The 25,470-nt window shown below is 26.5% G+C and carries 17 protein-coding genes; 13 read left to right on the top strand and 4 right to left on the bottom strand.

The annotated features are described in order from the left end of the window. Position 1 precedes the first annotated feature (1 nt). From rplK to purH, 8 genes are all read left to right on the top strand, one after another. The gene (rplK, locus tag D9V61_RS00190) at positions 2-430 is read left to right on the top strand and encodes a 50S ribosomal protein L11 (RefSeq protein ID WP_158339234.1); all 429 of its coding nucleotides are present in this window, start codon (positions 2-4) and stop codon (positions 428-430) included. A 2-nt stretch (positions 431-432) separates the two neighbouring features. After that, on the top strand, positions 433-1,128 hold the full coding sequence (rplA, locus tag D9V61_RS00185; RefSeq protein WP_158339231.1) for a 50S ribosomal protein L1: 696 nt from the start codon (positions 433-435) through the stop codon (positions 1,126-1,128). 264 nt (positions 1,129-1,392) lie between these two features. Then, positions 1,393-1,890, top strand: coding sequence for a 50S ribosomal protein L10 (rplJ, locus tag D9V61_RS00180; RefSeq protein ID WP_158339228.1), 498 nt, complete (start codon positions 1,393-1,395; stop codon positions 1,888-1,890). Positions 1,891-1,957: 67 nt separating this feature from the next. Further along, the gene (gene rplL / locus D9V61_RS00175; RefSeq protein WP_158339225.1) at positions 1,958-2,329 is read left to right on the top strand and encodes a 50S ribosomal protein L7/L12; all 372 of its coding nucleotides are present in this window, start codon (positions 1,958-1,960) and stop codon (positions 2,327-2,329) included. A 221-nt stretch (positions 2,330-2,550) separates the two neighbouring features. Then, the gene (gene rpoB, locus D9V61_RS00170; RefSeq protein ID WP_158339222.1) at positions 2,551-6,579 is read left to right on the top strand and encodes a DNA-directed RNA polymerase subunit beta; all 4,029 of its coding nucleotides are present in this window, start codon (positions 2,551-2,553) and stop codon (positions 6,577-6,579) included. Between the two features lie 75 nt (positions 6,580-6,654). Then, a complete protein-coding gene (rpoC, locus tag D9V61_RS00165) occupies positions 6,655-10,878 on the top strand; it encodes a DNA-directed RNA polymerase subunit beta' (RefSeq protein ID WP_158339219.1) in 4,224 nt (1,407 codons plus the stop codon). Positions 10,879-11,341: 463 nt separating this feature from the next. After that, positions 11,342-11,614, top strand: a complete 273-nt coding sequence (locus tag D9V61_RS00160; RefSeq protein WP_158339217.1) for an HU family DNA-binding protein — start codon at positions 11,342-11,344, stop codon at positions 11,612-11,614. Positions 11,615-11,789: 175 nt separating this feature from the next. Then, positions 11,790-13,367, top strand: coding sequence for a bifunctional phosphoribosylaminoimidazolecarboxamide formyltransferase/IMP cyclohydrolase (gene purH, locus D9V61_RS00155; RefSeq protein WP_158339215.1), 1,578 nt, complete (start codon positions 11,790-11,792; stop codon positions 13,365-13,367). A gap of 129 nt (positions 13,368-13,496) precedes the next feature. Here the strand turns inward: purH and metE are convergent, their stop codons facing one another. After that, positions 13,497-15,773 (bottom strand): 5-methyltetrahydropteroyltriglutamate--homocysteine S-methyltransferase, encoded by a 2,277-nt coding sequence (gene metE, locus D9V61_RS00150; protein WP_158339213.1) that lies wholly within the window; start codon positions 15,771-15,773, stop codon positions 13,497-13,499. A gap of 1,090 nt (positions 15,774-16,863) precedes the next feature. Beyond that, positions 16,864-17,682 carry a Cof-type HAD-IIB family hydrolase gene (locus D9V61_RS00140; protein WP_158339211.1) on the bottom strand — a complete coding sequence of 273 codons (819 nt, stop codon included), beginning with the start codon at positions 17,680-17,682 and terminating at the stop codon, positions 16,864-16,866. A gap of 196 nt (positions 17,683-17,878) precedes the next feature. Between D9V61_RS00140 and glmU the strand changes: the two genes are divergently transcribed. Both glmU and glmS read left to right on the top strand, forming a co-directional pair. Then, positions 17,879-19,258, top strand: coding sequence for a bifunctional UDP-N-acetylglucosamine diphosphorylase/glucosamine-1-phosphate N-acetyltransferase GlmU (gene glmU / locus D9V61_RS00135; protein WP_158339209.1), 1,380 nt, complete (start codon positions 17,879-17,881; stop codon positions 19,256-19,258). Positions 19,259-19,324: 66 nt separating this feature from the next. After that, on the top strand, positions 19,325-21,154 hold the full coding sequence (glmS, locus tag D9V61_RS00130) for a glutamine--fructose-6-phosphate transaminase (isomerizing) (RefSeq protein ID WP_158339207.1): 1,830 nt from the start codon (positions 19,325-19,327) through the stop codon (positions 21,152-21,154). A gap of 141 nt (positions 21,155-21,295) precedes the next feature. On the opposite strand, the gene rpoH is transcribed toward glmS, so the two are convergent. Continuing rightward, entirely contained in the window at positions 21,296-22,150 is an 855-nt protein-coding gene (rpoH, locus tag D9V61_RS00125; RefSeq protein ID WP_158339205.1) for an RNA polymerase sigma factor RpoH, read from the bottom strand. A gap of 147 nt (positions 22,151-22,297) precedes the next feature. Then, positions 22,298-23,437 carry a signal recognition particle-docking protein FtsY gene (gene ftsY / locus D9V61_RS00120; protein ID WP_158339203.1) on the bottom strand — a complete coding sequence of 380 codons (1,140 nt, stop codon included), beginning with the start codon at positions 23,435-23,437 and terminating at the stop codon, positions 22,298-22,300. Positions 23,438-23,570: 133 nt separating this feature from the next. Between ftsY and rsmD the strand changes: the two genes are divergently transcribed. From rsmD to dnaC, 3 genes are all read left to right on the top strand, one after another. Continuing rightward, positions 23,571-24,143, top strand: a complete 573-nt coding sequence (rsmD, locus tag D9V61_RS00115) for a 16S rRNA (guanine(966)-N(2))-methyltransferase RsmD (RefSeq protein WP_158339201.1) — start codon at positions 23,571-23,573, stop codon at positions 24,141-24,143. An 83-nt stretch (positions 24,144-24,226) separates the two neighbouring features. Continuing rightward, a complete protein-coding gene (gene dnaT, locus D9V61_RS00110) occupies positions 24,227-24,721 on the top strand; it encodes a primosomal protein DnaT (RefSeq protein WP_158339199.1) in 495 nt (164 codons plus the stop codon). Then, on the top strand, positions 24,721-25,461 hold the full coding sequence (dnaC, locus tag D9V61_RS00105; RefSeq protein ID WP_158339197.1) for a DNA replication protein DnaC: 741 nt from the start codon (positions 24,721-24,723) through the stop codon (positions 25,459-25,461). Before dnaT ends, dnaC begins: the two co-directional genes overlap by 1 nt. Positions 25,462-25,470: the final 9 nt, after the last annotated feature.

Genomic DNA, 25,470 nt, shown 5'->3' with positions numbered 1-25,470 from the left:
AATGGCTAAAAAAATACAATCCTATATTAAACTACAAGTTTCAGCTGGTACAGCTAATCCTAGCCCACCAATTGGACCTGCTTTAGGTCAGAAAGGTGTTAATATTATGGAATTTTGTAAACTATTCAATAAAAAAACAGAAAACATAGAAAAAGGACTTCCAATACCAGTAATTATTACAGTTTATTCTGATCGTTCATTTACATTTATTACAAAAACACCTCCTGCTGCTATTTTATTGAAAAAATTTTCTGGAATTAAAAAAGGTTCTAGTAAAAATAAATCAGAAAAAATAGGAACAATAAATCGTTCACAGATAAAAGAAATAGCAATTATGAAAAATAATGACATGACTGGTTCTAATATTGAAAGTATGATGAAATCTATTGAAGGAACCGCTAAATCTATGGGTCTAATCATTGAGGGCTAATAATGAATAAAATAGCTAAACGAATAAAAAAAATTAAAGAAAATATTAATTTTGAAAAATTATACCATATTGATGATTTAATAATATTATTAAAAAAATCATCTCAAGTAAAATTTAATGAAAGTATTGATATTGCAATTAATTTAGGTATAGACTCCAAAAAATCAGATCAAAATATCAGAGGTTCAATAGTATTACCAAATGGCATAGGACGTTCTATTCGAGTAGCTGTATTTACACAAGGCAATAATATTAAAATAGCTCAAAATGCAGGTGCTGAATTCATAGGAATGGAAGATCTATGTGAAAAAATAAAAAAAGAAGGTGTTAATTTCGATGTGGTGATTGCTACACCTGATGCAATGAAAGTAGTAACACAGTTAGGACAAATACTTGGACCTCGTAATTTAATGCCTAATCCTAAATTAGGAACAGTAACTACAAACATTGCTGAAGCAATTAAAAATGCAAAAACAGGACAAGTACGTTATCGAAATGATAAAAATGGAATTATTCATGCTACAATTGGTCGTATTAACTTTGATAAAGAGCAGATAAAAGAAAATTTAAATATATTTTTAGAATCTATTAAAAAAGCAAAACCACCACAATCAAAGGGAATATATATAAAAAAAATAGTTTTATCAACAACGATGGGTATAGGATTAATTGTTGATCAATCTACTTTATCGCTTTAACAAAAAGATTTCCACTTTACGCTATAAAAAAAATTATTTATAATGATATCCCTTTTTTAAGAAGCATCTAAAGCTTTTTTTGGTTAAAAACACCTAAAAAATAATCTGATCTAATGCTAGAATTTATTATTCTAATAATTTTTTCTTGTATTTATAGAATAAAATATAAAAATATATTTTAAAAAATCTATTATTGTGATTAGTATTTTAATTAAAAATTAATTCAAATTATTTCTCTATAGATCAATAAAGGGAATTCGATAAATGGCATTAAATCTTGATAAAAAGAAAATAATTGTTTCTAAAATCAATAAAATTTCTAATATAGCATTATCAGCTGTTACTGCAGATTCTCAAGGTATTTGCGCAAATAAAATGAATGCATTAAGAAAATCTGGACGTGAAATTGGAGTCAAGATGAGTATTGTTCAAAATACTTTACTATCTTTAGCAATTAAAAATACTACTTTTGAATGTTTAAAAAAAAAACTAAAAGGTTCTACTTTTATTGCTTATTCTATGATACATCCAGGTAGTGGTGCTAGATTATTTAAAGAATTTTCAAAAAAAAATACACAGTTTAAAATTACAGGAGCAGCTTTTGAAGGAAAATCACTCTCTACTTTAGAAATTAATCAACTTGCAGATATGCCTACTTATAAAGAAGCAATAATCAAACTTCTATTAATATTGAAGATGCTAGTTGCTGGTAAACTAATTTTTGTATTATCTGCTATAAAAAAGAAAAAAGAAACCTCTTAAAAGGTTATTATTTTTGATGTATTAATAACATCTAAAATAATTCTAATTGTTATTAGGAATTATTGTTATGTCTATTACTAAAGAACAAATCTTAGAAGCTGTATCAGAAATGTCAGTTATGAATGTTGTAGATCTTATTGCGGCAATGGAAGAAAAATTTGGAGTGTCTGCTACTAGCATGTCTGTAAATAGCAACAACCATAATGAAAAAGATTTACATGAAGAAAAAACAGAATTTGATATTTTTTTAAAAGTTATTGGACCAAACAAGGTATCAGTAATTAAAACTGTACGTAGCGCAACTGGTTTAGGACTAAAAGAAGCTAAAGATTTAGTAGAATCTGCTCCAACAGTTTTAAAAGAAAATGTCAGTAAAGAAGACGCAGAATCACTTAAAAAAACATTGGAAGATGTTGGTGCCGAAATCGAAATTAAATAAAAATATTAAATTTTATAATTTAATTAATTTTAAAGTACGGCTGGTGATTTTAATTCACCAGCCTTTTTGATCAAAAAATTCAAATCATTTTCTAAAAAATATTTAATAAAAAAATTATAAAACATAATTTAAAATTCTTATAAAAATATTAAAACTGTCTCCCCTTCAGACAAAAAGATAAATTAAATTTTAACTTCTCTGTCAATGAGCTTAGGAACCCCATGGTTTACTCTTATACCGAAAAAAAACGTATTCGTAAAGATTTTGGCAAACGTCCTAAAGTTTTAGATATACCATATCTTCTTTCGATTCAATTAGATTCCTTTAAAAAATTTATTAAACCAGATTTAGAGGGTCAACATGGATTAGAAGCAGCATTTCGTTCTGTATTTCCTATTTGTGGTTACAATGGAAATTCTGAACTTCAATATGTTAGTTACCGTTTAGGAGAAACAATATTTGATGTAAAAGAATGCCAAATAAGGGGTGCTACTTATTCAGCACCATTAAGAGTCAGATTACGCCTTGTTATCTACGAACGTGATATATTAGAAGCTACTGTTAAAGATATTAAAGAACAAGAAGTTTATATGGGTGAAATCCCTTTAATGACAAATAATGGAACATTTATAATAAATGGAACAGAGAGAGTAGTTGTTTCTCAGTTACACCGTAGTCCTGGAGTTTTTTTCGATAGTGATAAAGGTAAAACACACTCTTCAGGTAAAGTTCTCTACAATGCTCGAATTATTCCTTATAGAGGATCTTGGTTAGATTTTGAATTCGATCCAAAAGATAATTTATTTGTTAGAATTGATAGACGTAGAAAATTACCAGTAAGTATTATTTTACGTGCTCTTGATTATAATACAGAAGAAATATTAAATATCTTTTTTGAAAAAAACATTTTTAAAATAGAAAACAACAAAATTAAATTAGAACTGGTTCCTGAAAGACTTCGTGGTGAAACTGCATCATTTAATATCAAAAAAAATGGAAAAGTATATGTAGAAAAAGGTCGTCGTATTACTGCTAGACATATTCAAGATTTAAAAAGTAATAAAATAAAATCTATTACAGTTCCTGTCGAATATATTTTAGGAAGGATTATCTCTAAAAACTATATAGATCAAAAAACAGGCGAAATCATTATTTCTTCTAATACAGAATTATCTTTAGAAGCATTAGAGAAATTAAAAAAATCAGGTTTTCGTTATATTGAAACACTATTTACTAATGATTTAGACCATGGTCCATATATATCAGAAACACTACGAATAGATTCAGCTAATGATCGCATAAGTGCTTTAATAGAAATTTACAGAGTTATGAGACCCGGAGAGCCTCCTACTAAAGAAGCAACAGAGAATTTATTTGAAAATTTATTTTTTTCAGAAGACAGATATGATCTTTCTTCTGTTGGTAGAATGAAATTTAATAGATCTCTTTTACGTGAAGAAATTGAAGGATCAGGTACTTTAAACAAACATGATATTATTGATGTTATAAAAAAAATTATCGATATCCGTAATGGAAAAGGAGAAGTCGATGATATCGATCATTTAGGAAACAGACGTGTTAGATCTGTTGGTGAAATGGCAGAAAACCAATTTAGAATCGGTTTAGTAAGAGTTGAAAGAGCAGTAAAGGAAAGATTATCTATTGGTGATTTAGATACTATTATGCCACAAGACATGATTAATGCTAAACCAATATCAGCTGCTGTTAAAGAATTTTTTGGTTCGAGTCAATTATCACAATTTATGGATCAAAACAATCCTTTATCAGAAATCACACATAAAAGACGAATTTCAGCATTAGGTTTAGGAGGTTTAACTAGAGAAAGAGCTGGTTTTGAAGTTCGAGATGTTCATCCTACTCACTATGGACGTGTATGTCCGATAGAAACACCAGAAGGTCCAAATATTGGATTAATTAATTCTTTATCTGTGTATGCTCAAACAAATTCATATGGATTTTTAGAAACACCTTATCGAAAAGTTAGAAAAGGTTTTGTTACGGAAGAAATTAATTATCTATCTGCTATAGAAGAAGGGAATTATATTATTGCTCAAGCTAATACTAATATTGATAAAACTGGTTTTTTTACCGATGATTTAGTAACTTGTCGACATAAAGGTGAATCTAGTTTATTTAATCGTAATCAAGTAAATTATATGGATGTTTCTACTCAGCAAATTGTATCTGTTGGTGCATCTTTAATTCCTTTTCTCGAACATGATGATGCAAATAGAGCACTAATGGGTGCTAATATGCAACGTCAAGCAGTTCCGACTCTTAAAGCAGATAAACCTTTAGTTGGAACAGGAATGGAACGAGCAGTTGCAGTAGATTCTGGTGTTACAGCTGTAGCTAAGAGAAGTGGTTTTATTCAATACGTAGACGCTTCACGCATAGTAATTAAAGTAGATGAAGAAGAAATGTATTCAGGAGAAGCTGGAATAGATATCTATAATTTAACTAAATATACTCGATCAAATCAAAATACTTGTATCAATCAAAAACCTTGTGTCAATCTAGGTGAAAAAATTAAGAAAGGTGATGTTCTAGCAGATGGACCTTCTACTGATTTAGGCGAGCTTGCATTAGGACAAAATATGCGTGTAGCATTTATGCCTTGGAATGGATACAATTTTGAAGATTCAATACTAGTATCAGAAAGAGTTGTTCAAGAAGATCGTTTTACTACAATTCATATTCAAGAATTATCATGTATATCACGAGATACTAAGTTAGGAGCAGAAGAAATTAGTTCAGACATACCTAACGTAGGTGAATCTGCATTATCTAAGTTAGATGAATCAGGTATTGTTTATATTGGAGCAGAAGTGACTGGAGGTGACATACTAGTCGGTAAAGTAACTCCAAAAGGAGAAACACAATTAACACCAGAAGAAAAATTATTACGTGCTATTTTTGGTGAAAAAGCATCAGATGTAAAAGATTCTTCATTACGAGTTCCTAATGGAGTTTCAGGAACTGTAATAGACGTACAAATATTTACAAGAGATGGTGTAAAAAAAGATAAAAGAGCTTTAGAAATTGAAGATATGCAACTTAAAAAAATTAAAAAAGACTTGACTGAAGAATTTAAAATATTTGAATCAAGTTTGTTCACTCATATTAAAAAAACTTTTATGTCTTTTAACATTGGAATAGAACAGCTTAATAGATTGCCTTTTGAAAAATGGTTTTCTATAGAAATTAAACATAAAGACCAAAAAAAAGAAATCGAAAAATTAGAAAAACAACATAACGAATTAAAAGAAGAATTTAACAAAAAAATTGAAATAAAACGGCGAAAAATAACACAAGGTGATGATCTTGCTCCAGGTGTTTTAAAAATAGTAAAAGTATATTTAGCAGTTAAACGTCAAATTCAACCTGGTGATAAAATGGCGGGAAGACATGGTAATAAAGGAGTAATTTCTAAAATTAATCCTGTTGAAGACATGCCTTATGATAAAAACGGTATACCAGTTGATATTGTTTTAAATCCATTAGGTGTTCCCTCTCGTATGAATATTGGACAAATATTAGAAACACACTTAGGTATGGCAGCAAAAGGTATTGGTGAAAAAATAAACTACATGCTTAAAACACAAGAAAAAATATCTAATTTACGAAAATTTATACAAGAAGCATTCGACTTAGGAGATAACTTACGTCAAAAAGTAGATTTAGCAAAATTTTCAAATGAAGAAATATTACGTTTAGCAGGAAATTTAAAAAATGGTATTCCTATTGCTACACCAGTTTTTGATGGTGCAAAAGAAAACGAAATAAAAAAAATGTTAAAATTTGCAGGTTTGCCTGCTTCTGGACAAATTACACTTTTTGATGGAAGAACAGGAGAAAAATTTGAAAGACCTGTTACAGTTGGTTATATGTACATGTTAAAATTAAATCATTTAGTAGATGATAAAATGCATGCTCGTTCTACTGGTTCTTATAGTTTAGTAACTCAACAACCACTAGGTGGTAAAGCTCAGTTTGGTGGACAGCGTTTCGGTGAAATGGAAGTTTGGGCACTAGAGGCGTACGGAGCTTCTTATACATTACAAGAAATGTTAACTGTCAAATCTGATGACGTAAATGGAAGAACTAAAATGTACAAAAATATTGTAGATGGAAATCATCAAATGGAACCTGGAATGCCAGAATCTTTTAACGTACTTTTAAAAGAAATTCGGTCATTAGGTATTAACATTGAACTAGAAAGTGAATAATAACATCAGTAATATAATAAAAAAATATTTATATATTTATTACCTTTAAAGTGTAACTCTAACGAGAGCTAATGTGTGAAAGATTTACTAAAATTTTTAAAATCCCAAACTAAAAACGAAGATTTTGATGCTATTAAAATCTCATTAGCTTCACCTGATATGATTAGATCTTGGTCATTTGGAGAAGTTAAGAAACCTGAAACTATTAATTATCGTACATTTAAACCTGAAAGAGACGGATTATTTTGTGCGCGTATTTTTGGTCCAGTAAAAGATTATGAATGTTTATGTGGTAAATATAAAAGATTAAAACATCGTGGTGTTATCTGTGAAAAATGTGGTGTTGAAGTAACACAAAGTAAAGTTAGACGCGAAAGAATGGGTCATATAGAACTTTCTTCACCTACAGCACATATTTGGTTTTTAAAATCTTTGCCATCACGAATAGGTCTATTATTAGATATGCCTTTAAGAGATATTGAAAGAGTACTATATTTTGAATCTTATGTCGTTATAGAAACAGGCATGACTAATCTGGAAAAACGTCAAATTTTAACTGAAGAACAATATCTAGATGCATTAGAAGAATTTGGAGATGAATTTCACGCTACAATGGGAGCAGAAGCAATTCAATTTTTATTAAAAGATATTAATTTAGTTCAAGAATGTAATACATTAAGAATAGACTTAAATGAAACTAACTCTGAAACAAAAAGAAAAAAAATAACAAAAAGAATTAAATTGTTAGAATCTTTTATTCAATCGCAAAATAAACCTGAATGGATGATTCTTAATGTCTTACCAGTATTACCACCTGATCTCAGACCGCTAGTACCATTAGATGGAGGAAGATTTGCTACATCAGATTTAAACGATTTGTATCGTCGAGTAATTAATAGAAATAATCGTCTTAAACGTTTATTAGATTTAGCTGCTCCAGATATAATTGTACGTAATGAAAAAAGAATGTTACAAGAAGCAGTAGATGCATTATTAGATAATGGTAGAAGAGGAAGAGCAATTACAGGATCGAATAAACGACCTCTTAAATCATTAGCTGACATGATAAAAGGGAAACAAGGACGATTTCGACAAAACCTTCTTGGAAAACGTGTAGACTATTCTGGTCGTTCAGTAATTACTGTAGGTCCCTATCTTCATTTACATCAATGTGGTTTGCCTAAAAAAATGGCATTAGAACTTTTTAAACCATTTATATATGGAAAATTAGAAGTTCGTGGTTTAGCTACTACTATTAAAGCAGCAAAAAAAATGGTGGAAAGAGAAGAAGCAGTAGTATGGGATATTTTAGATGAAGTAATTCGTGAACATCCAGTTCTTTTAAATCGTGCACCTACTTTACATAGATTAGGAATACAAGCATTTGAACCAGTTCTCATTGAAGGAAAAGCTATTCAACTTCATCCACTAGTATGTGCAGCTTATAATGCCGATTTTGACGGAGATCAAATGGCTGTACATGTTCCATTAACTCTAGAATCACAATTAGAAGCTAGAGCTTTAATGATGTCAACTAATAATATTTTATCTCCAGCTAATGGAGAACCGATTATTGTACCTTCTCAAGACGTTGTTTTAGGGTTGTATTATATGACTCGTGAAAAAATTAATGGAAAAGGCGAAGGTATGTTATTGAACGGTTCTAATGAAGCTGAAAAAGTATATCGTTTGGGTATTGCAGAACTACATTCATTAGTAAAAGTCCGCATAATAGAATATAAAAAAAATGAAGATAAAAGTTTTAGTTCAATCAAAAAAATAATTACTACTACTATAGGTCGAGCAATTTTATGGATGATTATTCCTAAAGGACTACCATTTAGTATTGTTAATCAAACTTTAGGTAAAAAAGATATTTCTAAAATGCTTAATACTTGTTATCGTATCTTAGGACTTAAACCTACTGTTTTTTTTGCTGATCAAATTATGTATACTGGCTTTGCTTACGCAGCAAGATCAGGAGCTTCAGTCGGTATAGATGATATGGTAATACCAGAAAAAAAAGCAAATATTATAAATGAAGCAGAAATTGAAGTAGCTGAAATACAAGAACAATTTCAATCTGGATTAGTTACAGCAGGTGAAAGATATAATAAAGTTATTGATATTTGGGCAGCAGCTAATGAACGAGTAGCTAAAGCTATGATGGAAAACCTATCTACAGAATCCGTCATGAATAAAAAGGGTGAAAAACAAAAACAAATATCTTTTAATAGTATATTTATGATGGCCGATTCAGGAGCACGTGGTTCTGCTGCACAAATTCGTCAATTAGCTGGTATGAGAGGACTAATGGCAAAACCTGATGGTTCGATTATTGAAACCCCTATTACAGCTAATTTTCGAGAAGGTTTAAATGTATTACAATATTTTATTTCTACTCATGGAGCACGTAAAGGATTAGCAGATACAGCACTTAAAACTGCTAATTCTGGTTATTTAACGCGTCGTTTAGTAGATGTAGCACAAGATTTAGTTGTAACACAAGATGATTGTCAGACACATGAAGGAATTTTAATGACTCCATTGATTGAAGGAGGCGATGTAAAAGAACCATTACGTGAACGTGTTTTAGGCCGAATCACTGCAGAAAATGTTACTGTGCCAAATACTAAAAATATATTAATCAAAAGAAACACGCTATTAAACGAACAGTTATGTGATCTTTTAGAATATAATTCTATAGATACTGTTAAAGTTAGATCAGTAGTAAATTGTGATACTGATTTTGGTGTTTGCGCTTATTGTTACGGTCGTGATTTAGCTCGAGGAAATTTAGTGAATAAAGGAGAAGCAATTGGAGTAATTGCTGCTCAATCTATAGGAGAACCAGGTACACAGCTAACTATGAGAACCTTCCATATTGGAGGTGCAGCATCAAGAGCTGCAGCAGAATCTAGTATTCAAATAAAAAATCAAGGAATTATAAATCTTAATAACGCAAAATCTGTAACTAATTCTGCTGGTAAAATAGTGATTACTTCAAGAAATGTAGAACTTAACATTATTGATAATTTCGGAAGAACAAAAGAAAGCTATAAAGTTCCTTATGGAGCTATTATGGCTAAAGGAGACGGTGAAAAAGTAAATTCTGGAGAAACTGTCGCAAAATGGGATCCACATACTATGCCAGTAATTACTGAAGTTAATGGTTTAGTTCGTTTTGTAGATATGATTGATGGGCAAAGTATTACAAGACAAGCAGATGAATTAACAGGTTTATCTTCTATAGTAATATTAGATACAGCTGAAAGAATGTCAATTGGAAAAGATTTGAGACCAGCATTAAAAATTATTGACTCTAATGGAAAAGATGTTTTAATTGCAGGAACTGATATGCCTGCACAATATTTTTTACCTGGAAAAGCAATTGTTCAGCTTAACGATGGAGTTAAAATTAGTTCTGGTGATACATTAGCGCGTGTTCCACAAGAATCTGGAGGAACTAAAGATATCACTGGTGGATTACCAAGAGTTGCAGATTTATTTGAAGCTAGACGTCCAAAAGAATTAGCAATTTTAGCTGAAATTAGTGGTATTATATCTTTTGGAAAAGAAACTAAAGGCAAAAGAAGATTAGTTATAACCCCAGTAGATGGTAGTGATTCTTATGAAGAAATGATTCCAAAATGGAGACAATTGAATGTTTTTGAAGGAGAAAGAGTAGAAAGAGGAGACGTTGTATCTGATGGACCAGAATCGCCACATGATATTCTGCGATTAAGAGGTGTGCAAGCTGTTACTAGGTATATTGTAAATGAAGTGCAAGAAGTATATCGTCTACAAGGTGTAAAAATTAATGATAAACATATTGAAGTAATTATAAGACAAATGCTACGAAAAGCTACTATAGTGAAATCAGGAGATTCTAATTTTTTAGAAGGTGAGCAAGTTGAATTCTCTCGTGTAAAAATTTCAAATCGAATTCTAGATAAAAAAAAGAAGATACTAGTTACTTTTTCAAGAGATTTATTAGGAATCACTAAAGCATCACTTGCAACCGAATCTTTTATATCTGCAGCTTCTTTTCAAGAAACAACAAGAGTGTTAACTGAATCTGCAGTTGCAGGAAAAAAAGATGAATTAAGAGGATTAAAAGAAAATGTAATTGTTGGACGTTTAATTCCTGCAGGAACAGGATATGCATACCATAAAGAACGCTTTAATCGTCGTCAAAAAAAACATAACAATCTAACAGTTAGAAGCTCTCAAATTAGTGCTGAAGAAGCCTCTGCTAGTCTTTCAGAATTATTAAATTCTGCTCTTATAGAAAAATAAATTATCTATATTATTTTATATATCTAAATTATGGCTGCTCTTAAAAGCAGCCACAGTAAAAATCTTTATATATTTTATAAGAAAGTTTATTAAAAAAATGATTGAATTTAATAAAGATATAAAAGACAATTTTAATCAAATTTAAATATTATTAAAAACGTAGCTTTTTTTAAAATATATGATTTTTATACAATATTTTAAAATAATATTCAGATATATTATATATTTAAATTCTTTTAATTGTGAAATTTTAACCTAACTCTTCTTTTTTTATATTTTTTATAAATATAAAATTTTTAATTGATAAAAAATTATATAAAAATAAAAAATATATTTTTTATACCAAAAATATATATAAAAAAATTCTATAAAAATATAGTTTTAATATAAATTTTTCTATCTAATTTATAAAAATAGCATCTAAATAAATTGTTAAATTTAAATAAAAAAAAAAGGAAAAACAATGAATAAAACTCAGTTAATCGATGTTATTTCTAAAAAATCTAATTTATCTAAAATACAAGCAAAATTAACTTTAGAAACAACATTATCGACTATTATTGATTCTTTAAAAAAAGGCGAATCTGTACAAATAGTTGGATTTGGTACTTTTAAAGTTAATTTAAGATCATCTCGTACAGGACGCAATCCTCAAACAGGAAAAGAAATACAAATCCCCGCCACAAAAGTTCCTAGTTTTACGTCTGGTAAAACATTAAAAAATGCAATTAAATAATTATAACTCATATTACATTTAAAGGGGCATAAACGCCCCTCATTAAAAAAATATTCTATTTATTGTTATTTTCACAAAAATGATTATATATTTAAAATAATATGAACATAAAAAATATAGATTCATATTATATAACAAAATATTTAATTTTTTATTAAAAATAAGAAAATATATTATGTCATCAAATAATCTTATAAAAAACGCATTAATTAGCGTTTCAGATAAAACAAATATTTTAGAAATTGCAACAGTATTAATAAAAAATAAAATTAATTTATTTTCAACAGGAGGAACTTCCCAAGTTTTAAAAAAAAATAATATACTTGTTACGGAAATATCAGATTATACAAAATTTCCTGAAATAATGGATGGACGAATTAAAACATTGCATCCTAAAATTATGGGCGGTATTTTGAGAAGAAAAGATAAAGATAAAAAAATAATGAAATTATATGATATTCACCCAATAGATATAGTTATTGTAAATTTTTATCCATTTGAAAAAATAAAAAATACAAAAAAAAATAATATAGATGACATCATAAATAGTATTGATATAGGTGGACCAACACTTGTACGTGCTTCTGCAAAAAATTATAAAAATGTTATAGTAATAGTAGATCTCTTTGATTTTCAGTCTGTTATTAATTCTATTAATAATAATACCATGAATATAGAAAAAAGATTTAATTTAGCATCTAAAGCATTTGAATACACATCATCTTATGAGAAAATTATTTCACAATATTTTGTAAAAAAAAGTACTTTTAACAAAAAAAATAAAAATAATTTTTTTCCTAAAGAAATAAATTTTTCTTTCATAAAAAAACAAAATTTAAGATATGGCGAAAATCATCATCAAAAAGCATCTTTTTATATAGAAAAAAATATATCTAAATCCGGAACAATTAGCACAGCACATCAGATTCAAGGAAAAACTTTATCATATAATAATATAGCAGACTCTGATATAGCATTAGAATGTGTTAAAGAATTTAGTAAACCTACATGTGTTATTGTAAAACATGGAAATCCTTGTGGTGTTGCAACAAGTAATTATATTTTAAAATCATATTTATCTGCATATCATGCCGATCCTATTTCAGCATTTGGAGGTATAATTGCTTTTAACGATATATTAGATGAAAAAACAGCCGAAAAAATTATTAATCAACAATTTGTTGAAGTTATCATTGTTCCTGAAATAACTGATTTAGCATTAAAAATATTAAAAAAAAAACAAAATATAAGAATATTAGTTACTGGTAAATTAGAAAAAAATCAAATAGGACTAGATTTAAAAAAAATTACTAATGGATTACTTGTACAAGAATATGATTCTGATAATATAGATCATAAATTATGGAGTGTTGTTACGAAACGTACACCAACAAAAAAAGAATTAAAAGACTCGATATTCTGTTGGAAAGTAGCAAAATTTGTAAAATCAAATGCAATCGTATACGGTCGTAATGAAGTTACCATTGGAATAGGTGCTGGTCAAATGAGTAGAATTTATTCGACTAAACTAGCTAATATAAAAATAAAAGATCAAGGTTATAATGTTGTTGGTGCAACTATGGCTTCTGATGCTTTTTTCCCTTTTAGAGACGGAATAGACAGCGCTGCTTCTGTAGGTATTAGCTGTATAATTCAACCGGGTGGTTCAATCCGTGATAAAGAAATTATTCAAGCTTCAGATGAACACAATATAACCATGATTTTTACTAATAAACGTCATTTTAAACATTAATCTCTTATAATTTCAAAAATAAAAGATATCAAAATTTATAAGTATTAAATCATCATTTTAGATTTTTTGAAATAGTCTAAAAGATGATTTAATATTAAATTAAATCCTAAAAATTAAAAATAAATTGATTTAATTAAGACTTTTCTTTTTAATTTTTTCTCTAAGTTTTTTTGTTGCTTCAACCATATTTTTTAAAGATAATAGTGTTTCATTCCAGTTTCTTGTTTTTAAACCGCAATCTGGATTAACCCAAAGACGTTTTACAGGAATATATTTAATTGCTTTATTTAAAAGTATAGTCATTGATCTTACACTTGGTATATTAGAAGAATGAATATCGTATACTCCCGGACCAACTTCATTAGGATATTTAAATTCTTTAAATGTTTCTAACAATTCCATATCTGAACGAGCCGTCTCAATTGTAATAACATCAGCATCTAACAACGCAATAGACTGCATTATATCATTAAATTCACAGTAGCACATATGCGTATGAATTTGTGTAGTATCTTTAACACCTGAAGCACTCAAACGAAATACATCAACCGCCCAAGATAAATATTCATGCCATGAACTTTTTCGTAAAGGTAAACCTTCTCGTAATGCGGGTTCATCAATTTGAATAATTTCTATTTTTTCTTTTTCTAAATCTAAAACTTCATCGTGCAATGCTAAAGCAATTTGTGTTGCAATTTTTTTCAATGAAATATCTTCTCTTGGAAAAGACCAAAATAAAATTGTAACTGGGCCTGTCAACATTCCTTTTACTGGTTTTTTAGTTAAAGATTGAGCATATTTAGACCATTCTACAGTAATTGGTTTTAGACGACTAATATCTCCAATAATAATAGGCGGTTTAACACAACGTGAACCATAACTCTGTACCCATCCATTATCTGTAAATACAAATCCATCTAAATGTTCACCAAAATATTCTACCATATCATTTCTTTCAGCTTCACCATGAACTAAAACATCTATATCTAATTCTTCTTGTATTTTTATAACTTTTTTTATATTTTTTTTAATTCCTATCTCATATTCTTCTTTATTTATCGAACCTAATTTAAAGTCAGATCGTAGTTTTCTTATATCAATAGTTTGAGGAAAAGATCCGATAGTAGTTATTGGTAAAACAGGTAGATTAAATTTTTTATTTTGTTTTATAGAGCGAATTTCATAAGAATTTAAACGTTGATGTTTATTAACCACAAGATTAGATAAGCGTTCTTCTACTGTAATGTTATGTACTCTTTGAGAAGATATGCGTTCATGAATAGGCAGACTCCATTTTGTGATGGCATTAATATTATTATGATTTAAAGCATTTGATAATAAACTTAACTCTGTACATTTTTGTACAGCAAAAGAAAACCATTTTTTTACTTCTTTATCTAATTTTTTTTCTGTTTCCAAATCTATTGGTGTATGCAGTAAAGAACAAGATGAACCAATCAATATTTTTCTATGATTATTTGAAATGGATTTAATAATTTTAAACCATTTTAAAAGATCAGCACGCCAAATATTTCGACCATTAATAACACCTAAAGACAACATCCATTCTGGTGATATTTTAGAAATAAAATTTTTTAAATTATATTTTCCAAATACTAAATCAATATGAATACCTTGAACTGGTAGATTACGAATTAATTCTATATTATGTTCAACACTATCAAAATATGTTGTAAGTAATATTTTTGTTATTCCAAATAGTTCTTTATAAACATAAGAATAAGAATCTTTCCATTTTTTTGGTAATTCTAAAACTAACACAGGTTCATCAATTTGTACAAAATCAACACCCCGGTTAGATAGTTCTTTTAAAATATATTTATATATTGGAATTATATCTTTTAAAATATCAAGACGATTAAAATATTCTCCTTTTACTTTTCCTAACCAAAGATATGTAATTGGACCTAACAGTATTGGTTTAACTTTATGACCTAATAATAATGCTTCATCTACTTCATCTAAAATTTGTTTCCAAGAAAACTTTAAAGTTTTATTTTTATAAAACTCAGGTACAATATAATGATAATTAGTATTAAACCATTTAGTCATTTCGGAAGCTGAAATATCTGGATAACAACCTCTTGCAATACGGAATAAACAATCTAAATCAATAGAATTAGTAGTATTACTATGTCTTTCTGGAATATTTCCTAACATCATACTAGTAGTTAATACATGATCATACCAAGAAAAATCTCCAACTGGAATATAATCGATTCCAGATTCTTTTTGTTTTTGCCAATTTTTTTTTCTTAATTCATAACCAACTGATAAAAAATCTTGAAGCATAAGATTACCAGACCAGTATTTTTCTTGAGCTTTTTTTAATTCACGATTTAAACCTATTCTTGGAAATCCAAGAGTATGATTTAAAATAATCATATTAAATATCCTATTTTTAATAAATTAAATTGTTATTTAAAAAAATTATAATTGCTTTATATAAAATATATATCCTATAATTCTAGTATTAAAAAATTAGTAAGCGTAAATAGTTAATTCTTAATATGAAGGAATCTCATGATTGAAATAAATATCTTCGAACATTACAAGCATTAAAAAATAATGGTTTATTAAATGCATCTGTAATCCAATTACACTAAATAAAATCAGCAATATCACATCAATATAACTAATTAGAAAAAATAGAATTAAAATTATTTATTAGAAAAAATAATCCTATAATATTTACAGTTCAAGGTAAAATTTTACTTTAATTATATAAAGAAATACTATCTAAAATAAAAATAGCAATATAATCATGTACAGATTCTCATAATATAGTCATTGGATGAGCAATCGCATGCCATATCTGTATTAAATGATTCACACCCGCATTAGAATTTTTAAAAAAAAATGTTTAGAAGTCAAAATAGATTTTTATTCTGATATAATTTTTAGTCCTCAAATATTTCTACAATAAGCAAAACTAGATATTTTAATAACTTCTAAAGTATTACTTCGGAAGTAATTTTTTTATATAACTATATTCAATTTTAAAGTACGCTTAGTTTTATCTCCTAATCATCTTCTTGTATTTAAAAAAAAATAAAATCGTACCAGAAGATCTTGAATCTAAAATATTAATGACTTATCCTATTTAATAACATAGACTAGATATTAGAAACATTTTTTATAACCATATGGTATTATAGATAATTTTAAGCATATTAATAATACATTACTTTAAATTCAAATGGTATCAGCAAAAATAAGAATTACTGCGTTATCTCATTAGGGTAGTAAATAAATTTGAAAAACAAGGTTTAATCGTAACAAAAGCATAGGAAATGAAATATGGGGACGATTATACGTAGACATATGTAATAGTGCACAAAAAAACCAGTTATAAAAAATTTTATTCATTCCATACGTTTACATAGCTCTACTCATTTATAATTTATTCGTATTATATTTAAAAATATTAGTTTTTATTCTTAGAATAATACTATATAAATATTTTTTATTATATTTATAATATATTTTTATTATTTTTTATAAAAACTTTATTTAAACACCTTGCAACACCATCGTTATTATTACTTTCAATAATTTCAATATGCGGTAATGCATTTTTTAAACGTGAGTCTGCATTTTTCATAATATATGCTTTTCCCACAATAGCAAGCATATCTTGATCATTCATTCCATCTCCAAAAGCAATAAAATTATTTAAAGAAATTCCTAATAAATTAGATATTAATTTTAATCCATGACCTTTTGAAGTATTTCCAGATACAATTTCGAGACAGCCCGGAACTGAAAAATTAATATGAACTTTATTACTATATAAATTAGTAATTTTTCTTTCAAGAATATATAATTTTTGAAAATTTTTACTTGTAAAGAAAATTTTACTAATATTATTAAAATTTAAACTATCTGGATAAAAATATTGATATTGTAATGACGAAAGAGCAGGACAAAATTTATTGTCTATTTTATTATTATTTATATACCATTTATCGTTTTGATATATTTGAGTGATAATTTCTTTATCTGCATATTCTATTCTACAAAGTGTTGAAGAAATATCTTCTTCTAAATTATCACTAAATATTAATTCATTATCTAAATTATAAATTTTAGCACCATTAGATGTAATCATAAAAGTTTTTATTTTCAAACTATCTCTAATTTTCATAACATCTATATAATGACGACCTGAAGCAAAAACAAAATAAAAATTTTTTTTTATTAATAACTGTATAATCTCTTTGGTATATTTTGTTATTTTATTCTCTGAAGAAAGTAAAGTACCATCTAAATCTAATGCAATAATGTAGCACATAAAAAAACCTTAAAAAATATAATATATTTTATTATAAAAAACATATTATATATAGATAAATTCACATATAAAATAATTTATTAAATATTTTATGTTCTTAAATTAATCAATTGAAAATATAAAAAACAATTCACATGTCATTAAAACTATTTAATGAAAAATTTCTTATTTAATAAATATATAAAAAAGGTTCTTTATGTTAAAAAATGAAATAATTGTAATAATACTTGCTGCTGGAAAAGGAACTAGAATGAAATCTAATTATCCGAAAGTACTACATTATTTAGGAGGAAAAACTATTTTAGAACATGTAATACAAACTGCACAATCCATAAAACCAAAAAAAATTATAATAGTTTATAATTCTCAAAAAAAAATTATATTTTCTAATATACACAATATTCCAATTGAATGGGTAATACAAAAAAAACCACAAGGAACAGGACAAGCAATACTACTAGCAACAGAAAAAATATCAGATAATAAAAATATACTAGTACTATATGGAGATGTACCATTGATTTCAATTGAATCAATACAAAAACTGAAAAAATCTAAAAAAAAATCAAAAATTAGTTTGTTAACTGTAAAAACACAAAATCCTTATGGATATGGACGTATTTTACGAGAAAAAGGAAAAGTTATTGGTATAATAGAAGAACAAGATGCTACTAATACACAAAAAAATATTAAAGAAATATATTCAGGAGTTTTTATAGCTAAAAGTGTAGATTTAAAAAGATGGTTAAAAAAGATTGAAAAAAAAAATAAAAAACAAGAATTTTATTTAACAGATATTATTTCTTTAGCTTATCTAGAAGGTAGTTTTATCAAAACAGTACAACCTTTAAATCATGAAGAAATTTTAGGAATAAATAATAAATTACAATTATCTATTTTAGAGAAAATTTTCCAAAAAAAACAAATTAATCAATTACTCATCAATGGAGTTACAATAAAAGATCCATCTCATTTCATTATTAGAGGAACATTGAAATATGGTAAAAATGTTGAAATAGATACAGGTGTTATTCTAGAAAAAAATGTTGTTTTAGGTGATGATGTTAAAATTGGTCCCGGGTGTATTATTAAAAACAGTATTATTGATAGTCAAACTAATATTGAAGCATATACAATTATAGAAAATGCTAAAATAGGCAAAAGTTGTGTTATAGGTCCATTTGCTCATTTACGCTCGAATACTCTATTAAACAAAAATGTTCAAATAGGCAATTTTGTTGAAATAAAAGATAGTTTTATAGAAAAAAAATCTAAAATAAAACACTTAAGTTATCTTGGAAATTCTGAAATTGGTTCTAATGTAAACATCGGAGCTGGAAGTATCACATGTAATTATGATGGTGCAAACAAATTTAAAACTATTATTGGTGATAATGTTTTAGTCGGTTCCAATACACAATTAGTTGCACCTATAAAAATTGCAAAAAACACAACTATTGCAGCAGGTACTACTTTAACAAAAGATATCAATACACCCTGTTTAGTCTATAATACTAAAGAACAAAGATATAAAAAAGACTGGATACGTCCTAATAAAATTCATAAAAAAAAATAATTTTTATAATCTATAAAATTATTATATTTATTTATAATATATAATTTTTTAATAAAAGGTATCAATATGTGTGGTATTGTTGCTGCAGTAACACAACGTAATATTACTAATTTTCTTATTAATAGTATTAAAAAACTAGAATATCGAGGATATGATTCTTCAGGATTAGCTATAATAGATAACAGAAACAATATAATGAGAATTCGTTGTGTTGGAAAAGTTGATGAACTTATAAAAAAAACAAACAAAAAAAAAATATTTGGTAACATTGGTGTAGCTCATACTCGATGGGCTACACATGGAAAAGTTTCTAAAGAAAATACTCATCCACATATTTCTTCGAATATTGTTGTTGTACATAATGGAATTATTGAAAATCATTCCACATTACGTCATTTTTTACAAAAAAAAGGATATATCTTTTCTTCTGATACTGATACAGAAGTAATTGCACATTTATTACATTGGGAACAAAATAAAAAAAAAGATTCTCTTAAAAAAGTTATACAAAATAGTATTAAAAAATTAGATGGTAATTACAGTATGGTTATCATCGATCAAAATAATCCTACAAGATTAATAGCAGCACGTTCTAAGAGTCCATTAATTATAGGATTAGGAATAGAAGAGAATTTCATAGCTTCTGATCAAATTGCATTATTACATACAACAAAACGTTTTATATACTTAGAAGAAGGTGATATTGCTATTGTTGAAAAAAAGAATATTAATATATTTAATAAAGATAATTTTACAATTAAAAGACAAAAAATTATATCTAATATAGAACACAAATCAGTAGAAAAGGGACAATACCGTCATTATATGGAAAAAGAAATCTATGAACAACCTGAATCTATTCGGAATACTTTAAAAAACCGTTTAAAGAATAACAATAAAATATTTTTTTCTGAATTAGGATTAAAAGCAAATAATATATTTTATAATACAGAAAATATTCAAATAGTTGCATGTGGAACTTCATATAATGCAGGAATGGTTTCTAGATATTGGTTTGAATCACTTGCTAATATTCCTTGTAATGTTGAAATTGCATCTGAATTTTCTTCAAGAAAATTAATTGTAAGAAAAAAAAGTTTATTAATAACTTTATCACAATCAGGTGAAACTGCTGATACGTTATCAGCATTAAGATATTCTAAAAAACTTGGATATTTAGGAAATTTAACTATATGTAATATGGAAAGTTCATCTTTAGTAAAAGAATCCGACTTTTATATATTAACTAAAGCAGGTTTAGAAATAGGAGTAGCTTCAACAAAGTCTTTTACAACTCAATTAACTGTGTTACTTATGTTAGTTGCTAAAATAATAAATTTAAAACAAGAAAATAATGATATTTCAAAAAAAATTATAGAAACATTAAACATTTTACCTATTAGAATTGAAGAAATTTTAAAAAAAAATACATTAATTAAAAATATTGCTAACATATTAGCTAATAAAAAAAATATGCTATTTCTTGGACGAGGCAATCAATATCCAATTGCAATGGAAGGAGCTTTAAAATTAAAAGAAATTTCTTATATTCATGCAGAAGCATATCAATCTGGTGAACTTAAACATGGACCCCTTGCACTAATTGATAAAAATATACCAGTTATTATGATAGCCCCTAAAAATTCATTATTTGAGAAAAATAAAAAAAATATTAAAGAAATATGTTCTAGAGGAGGTTTAATTTATGTTTTTTCTAATCAAGAATTCGATTATGAAGATAATATAAATGTTATAAAACTTCCTTATGTAGAAGAATTAATAGCACCTATTTTTTATATTATTCCCTTACAATTACTTGCTTATTATATTGCATTAAAAAAAGGAACAGACATTGATCAACCAAGACATTTAGCTAAATCAGTAACAGTAGAATAAAATTATTTTATTAATAAAAAAACTTATTTAATATTAAAAAAAGAGTATGAGTTTTGCATTTAATAAAACTTAATCTCATACTCTGTATAAAGAATTTTAAAAAAAAATTAAATTTTATTATATTAAAAATTTTATCTTAAACTAAGTTTCTATAGCTATTTTTAACTTTTTCATTGCATTTTTTTCTAATTGTCGCACTCGTTCTGCAGAAATTCCATAATTATTTGCTATATTTTGTAAAGTATTTTTTTTACTTTTATCTAACCAACGTGCATGAATAATATGACGACTACGTTCATCTAACCTTAATAATGCATTACTTAATTTATTTGCAGCATATTCTTCCCAATTATCTTGCTCAACTCCATTAGCAAAATTAGATGTCTTGTCTTGTAAATATTGCATGGAATTATTTATTCTACCATCAAAATCTTCTTCTGGTAATGGATTAAAAGTAATATCTTGAGCAGACATGCGAGATTCCATTTCTCTTACATCTCTACTACTAACTCCTAATTCTCTCGCAACTATTTGAATTTCTTCTTCATTAAACCAACCTAATCTTTTTTTTGTTTTTCTTAAATTAAAAAATAGTTTTCTTTGAGATTTAGTGGTAGCAACTTTAACAATACGCCAATTACGCAAAACATATTCATGTATTTCAGATTTAATCCAGTGCACAGCAAAAGACACAAGACGAACTCCTATCTCCGGATTAAATCTACGAACTGCTTTCATCAATCCTATATTACCTTCTTGTATAAGATCGGCTTGAAGTAAACCATATCCTGAATAGTTACGTGAAATATGAATTACAAAACGGAGATGGGATAAAATCAAAGTTTTTGCGGCATCTAAATCGCTGTTATAACGCAAACGTTTAGTTAATATTTTTTCTTCTTCAATTGATAGCATCGGCCATAAATTAGCTATTCTAATATAAGAATCTAAATTGCTTGGTGGTGTTACAGATAAAATCTGTACTTTGTTGATCATTTTAATTCCCGCATCAATGAATTATATATACTGAATTATTAACATGTGGGACATACTTATAATACTGTAATTAAAAATATAAATCAAAGATTTATATAAAATAATTTATCTACATTTTATAAAAAAAATATTTTTTTTTATATTTTTTTATATAAATATAGATTCAATGAATTCTTGACTGTTAAAAACACCTAAATCCTGTGTTTTTTCACCAATTCCAATATAACGAATTGGAATTTTAAATTCATCGGCTAAAGAAAACACAACACCTCCTTTTGCTGTTCCATCTAACTTGGTAATTATAATACCAGTTAAATCTAACGCTTTATGAAATGTTTCTGTTTGTTGTATTGTATTTTGTCCATTACAAGAATCAATAATTAATATTTTTTCATGTGGTGCAGATGTATCTATTTTTTTAATTACTCTAACTATTTTTTTTAATTCTTCTATTAGATGCGATTTATTATGCAATCTACCTGCAGTATCAATAATTAAAACATCTATTTTTTTTGATTTTGCTGATTTTATAGCATCAAATATTACTGCTGCAGGATCTGCGCCAGGACGCTGTGCTATTACTGGTATTTTATTTAATTTTCCCAATACTTGTAATTGTTCTATACCTGCAGCTCTAAAAGTATCTGCAGCAGCTAACATTATAGATTTTCCTTCTAATTTATATTTATGTGCTAATTTAGCAACTGTTGTAGTTTTTCCTGTACCATTAACACCAACTACTAAAATAACAAAAGGAGTATGACTAGATATTTTTAAAGGTATTTCTACTTTTTTTAAGATATTATACATATTTTCTTTTAATAAAAAATACAGTTTGTCAGAATTTTTTAAATCTTTACGACTAACATCTTTAATTAAATTATCAATAATTCGATTAGTAGTATTAATTCCAATATCAGCAAGTAACATTTTTTCTTCTAATTCTTCGAAAAGTACGCTATCAATTTTTTTTGATAAAAAAATATTATTAATTCCTTGACCAAGAAGTTTTTGTGTTTTCTTTAAACCTTTTTTCAAACGTGAAAAAAAATTTATTTTTACATTCTGACTATTCTCTATATTATTACTATAATCACTTAATATTTCTATATTATCTTTTTTTAGATAATCTTGTTTAGTTAATAAATCTTCTGAAACACATAATTTTTTACTATTAGAATTATTATTTTTTTCTTTTTTATTATCTTGTGTTATATCTATTTTTTTATTTTTTCTTATTTTAGAACTTAACCAAGAAAAAAAACTATTTTTTTTATGATCTTTCATATTATTTTCCTTGTATTTTATCAGTTAAAACTATATTTCTTAAAAATTTAATATTTAAAACAATATTGATTTAATTTATTATTAATATAAATATTAAAATAAATTATATCACTAACATAAATAATCTAATAAAATGCATAATTCTTTTTTTAAAAAAAATGGTAAAATTTATATTATTTCTGGAAAATTTAAAGGAAGAAAAATATCTTTTAATAATACTGAAAATTTACGTCCTACTACTAATCAAATAAGAGAAACACTATTTGAGTGGCTATCTAAATACATTAAAAATGCTCGATGTCTTGATTGTTTCGCAGGTAGTGGCGCACTAGGAATAGAGGCTATATCACGCTATGCTGCATTTGTAACGTTATTAGAAATAGAAAAAAAAACATTCTTTAATCTTCAAGAAAATGTAAAAAAATTAAATATATCTAACTTAGAAATAATACGTACTAATACACTTAATTGGTTAAAAAAAAATAGAAAACCATATGATATAATATTTATTGATCCTCCTTATCATCAGGGATTAATTAATAAAACTATTAATTTATTAGAAAATAAAAAATGGATTAAAAAAAATTCATTTATTTATATAGAGCATGAAAAAAAACAGTCTCTAATAATACCAAAGAATTGGACTTTATATAAAAAAAAAATTACAAATAAAATAGAGTGTTATCTATATATTTTAAATATATAAAATTTATAAAAATTGTAATATTTTGTGTTAAAAAATCGAATAATATACAATATTATAAAACAATTAAATAAGGTAAAAAATTTATGAAACTTTTAGTTTCTGATGATATATCCATTGATTTATTCTGTAAAAATCCAATAAAAATTTTAGAACAATCAAATAAAGGAGTTCTAGCAGTAATAAAAAACAATTCCCCTGTTTTTTATGTAATTACACCTCATTTATTAAAAAAAATATTTGATCTTGAATATCAATTATTAGATAAAAAAATAAAAAAACAAAATATTGTCAAAAAATTTTCAATGCATCCAGAATGGACCCCTGATAAAGATTTTATTCATCAAGCAGCATTATGGGGAATCATGTTAACTGAAGAAATATTAGAATCTGAACTTGCATCTTTTATTTCTTATTGGCAAGCAGAAGGTTGTTTTTTTTATCATATACAGTGGCAACAAAAATTAGCTAGAAGTTTACAAAAAAGTAGATCTATTAATTATATATCTCAAAAAAAACGAGATATTACGTATATTCCAGTACCTGATCAAACTACACCAACTGGATTTAGAGGTAAATAATGACATTTTATACTGAATTTTTTAAACGTCTTAAACGTCTGATGCCTAAGCATATTAAACCTAAATTTGATAATGACGAAGCTTTATTAGCTTGGAATCAAGAACAAGGAAGACTGTCTTCTGAATCCATATTACGTGAAAACAAAGCAATGAAAATGCAACGTGTTTTAGGAAGATCAGGTATTCGAGAATTATATATGAATTGTTCATTTGATAATTATAAAATTGAACATGATGGTCAGAGAAAAGTACTTAAAGCATCTAAACGATATGCAGAAGATTTTAATAAAAATATAGCTAGTTTTATTTTTTCTGGAAAACCAGGAACAGGGAAAAATCATTTAGCATCTGCTATAGGAAATTACTTAATTTTACATGGAAAAAGCATTTTACTTGTAACAGTAGCTGATCTAATGTCTAATATGAAAGGAACATTTAGCGGAACCAGTAATATCACAGAAGAAAATTTATTACATAATCTAAGTAGTGTTGATTTATTGATGATTGATGAAATTGGTATGCAAACTGAATCTCGTTATGAAAAAGTGATTATTAATCAAATAGTTGATAGAAGATCATCATCTAAACGTTCTACTGGAATGTTATCTAATTTAGATCATAAAGGAATGAAAAGTTTATTAGGTGAAAGAGTGATTGATAGAATGCGTTTAGGAAATAGTTTATGGTTGACTTTTGAATGGGATAGTTATAGACAATATGTTAAAGGAAATGAATATTAATATAAAATT

It is taken from the genome of Buchnera aphidicola (Acyrthosiphon lactucae) (assembly GCF_005083565.1).
Taxonomy (GTDB): domain Bacteria; phylum Pseudomonadota; class Gammaproteobacteria; order Enterobacterales; family Enterobacteriaceae; genus Buchnera; species Buchnera aphidicola_AH.
The sequence above is the reverse complement of the archived record's forward strand: the minus strand, read 5'-3'. Positions and strand labels throughout refer to the sequence as shown.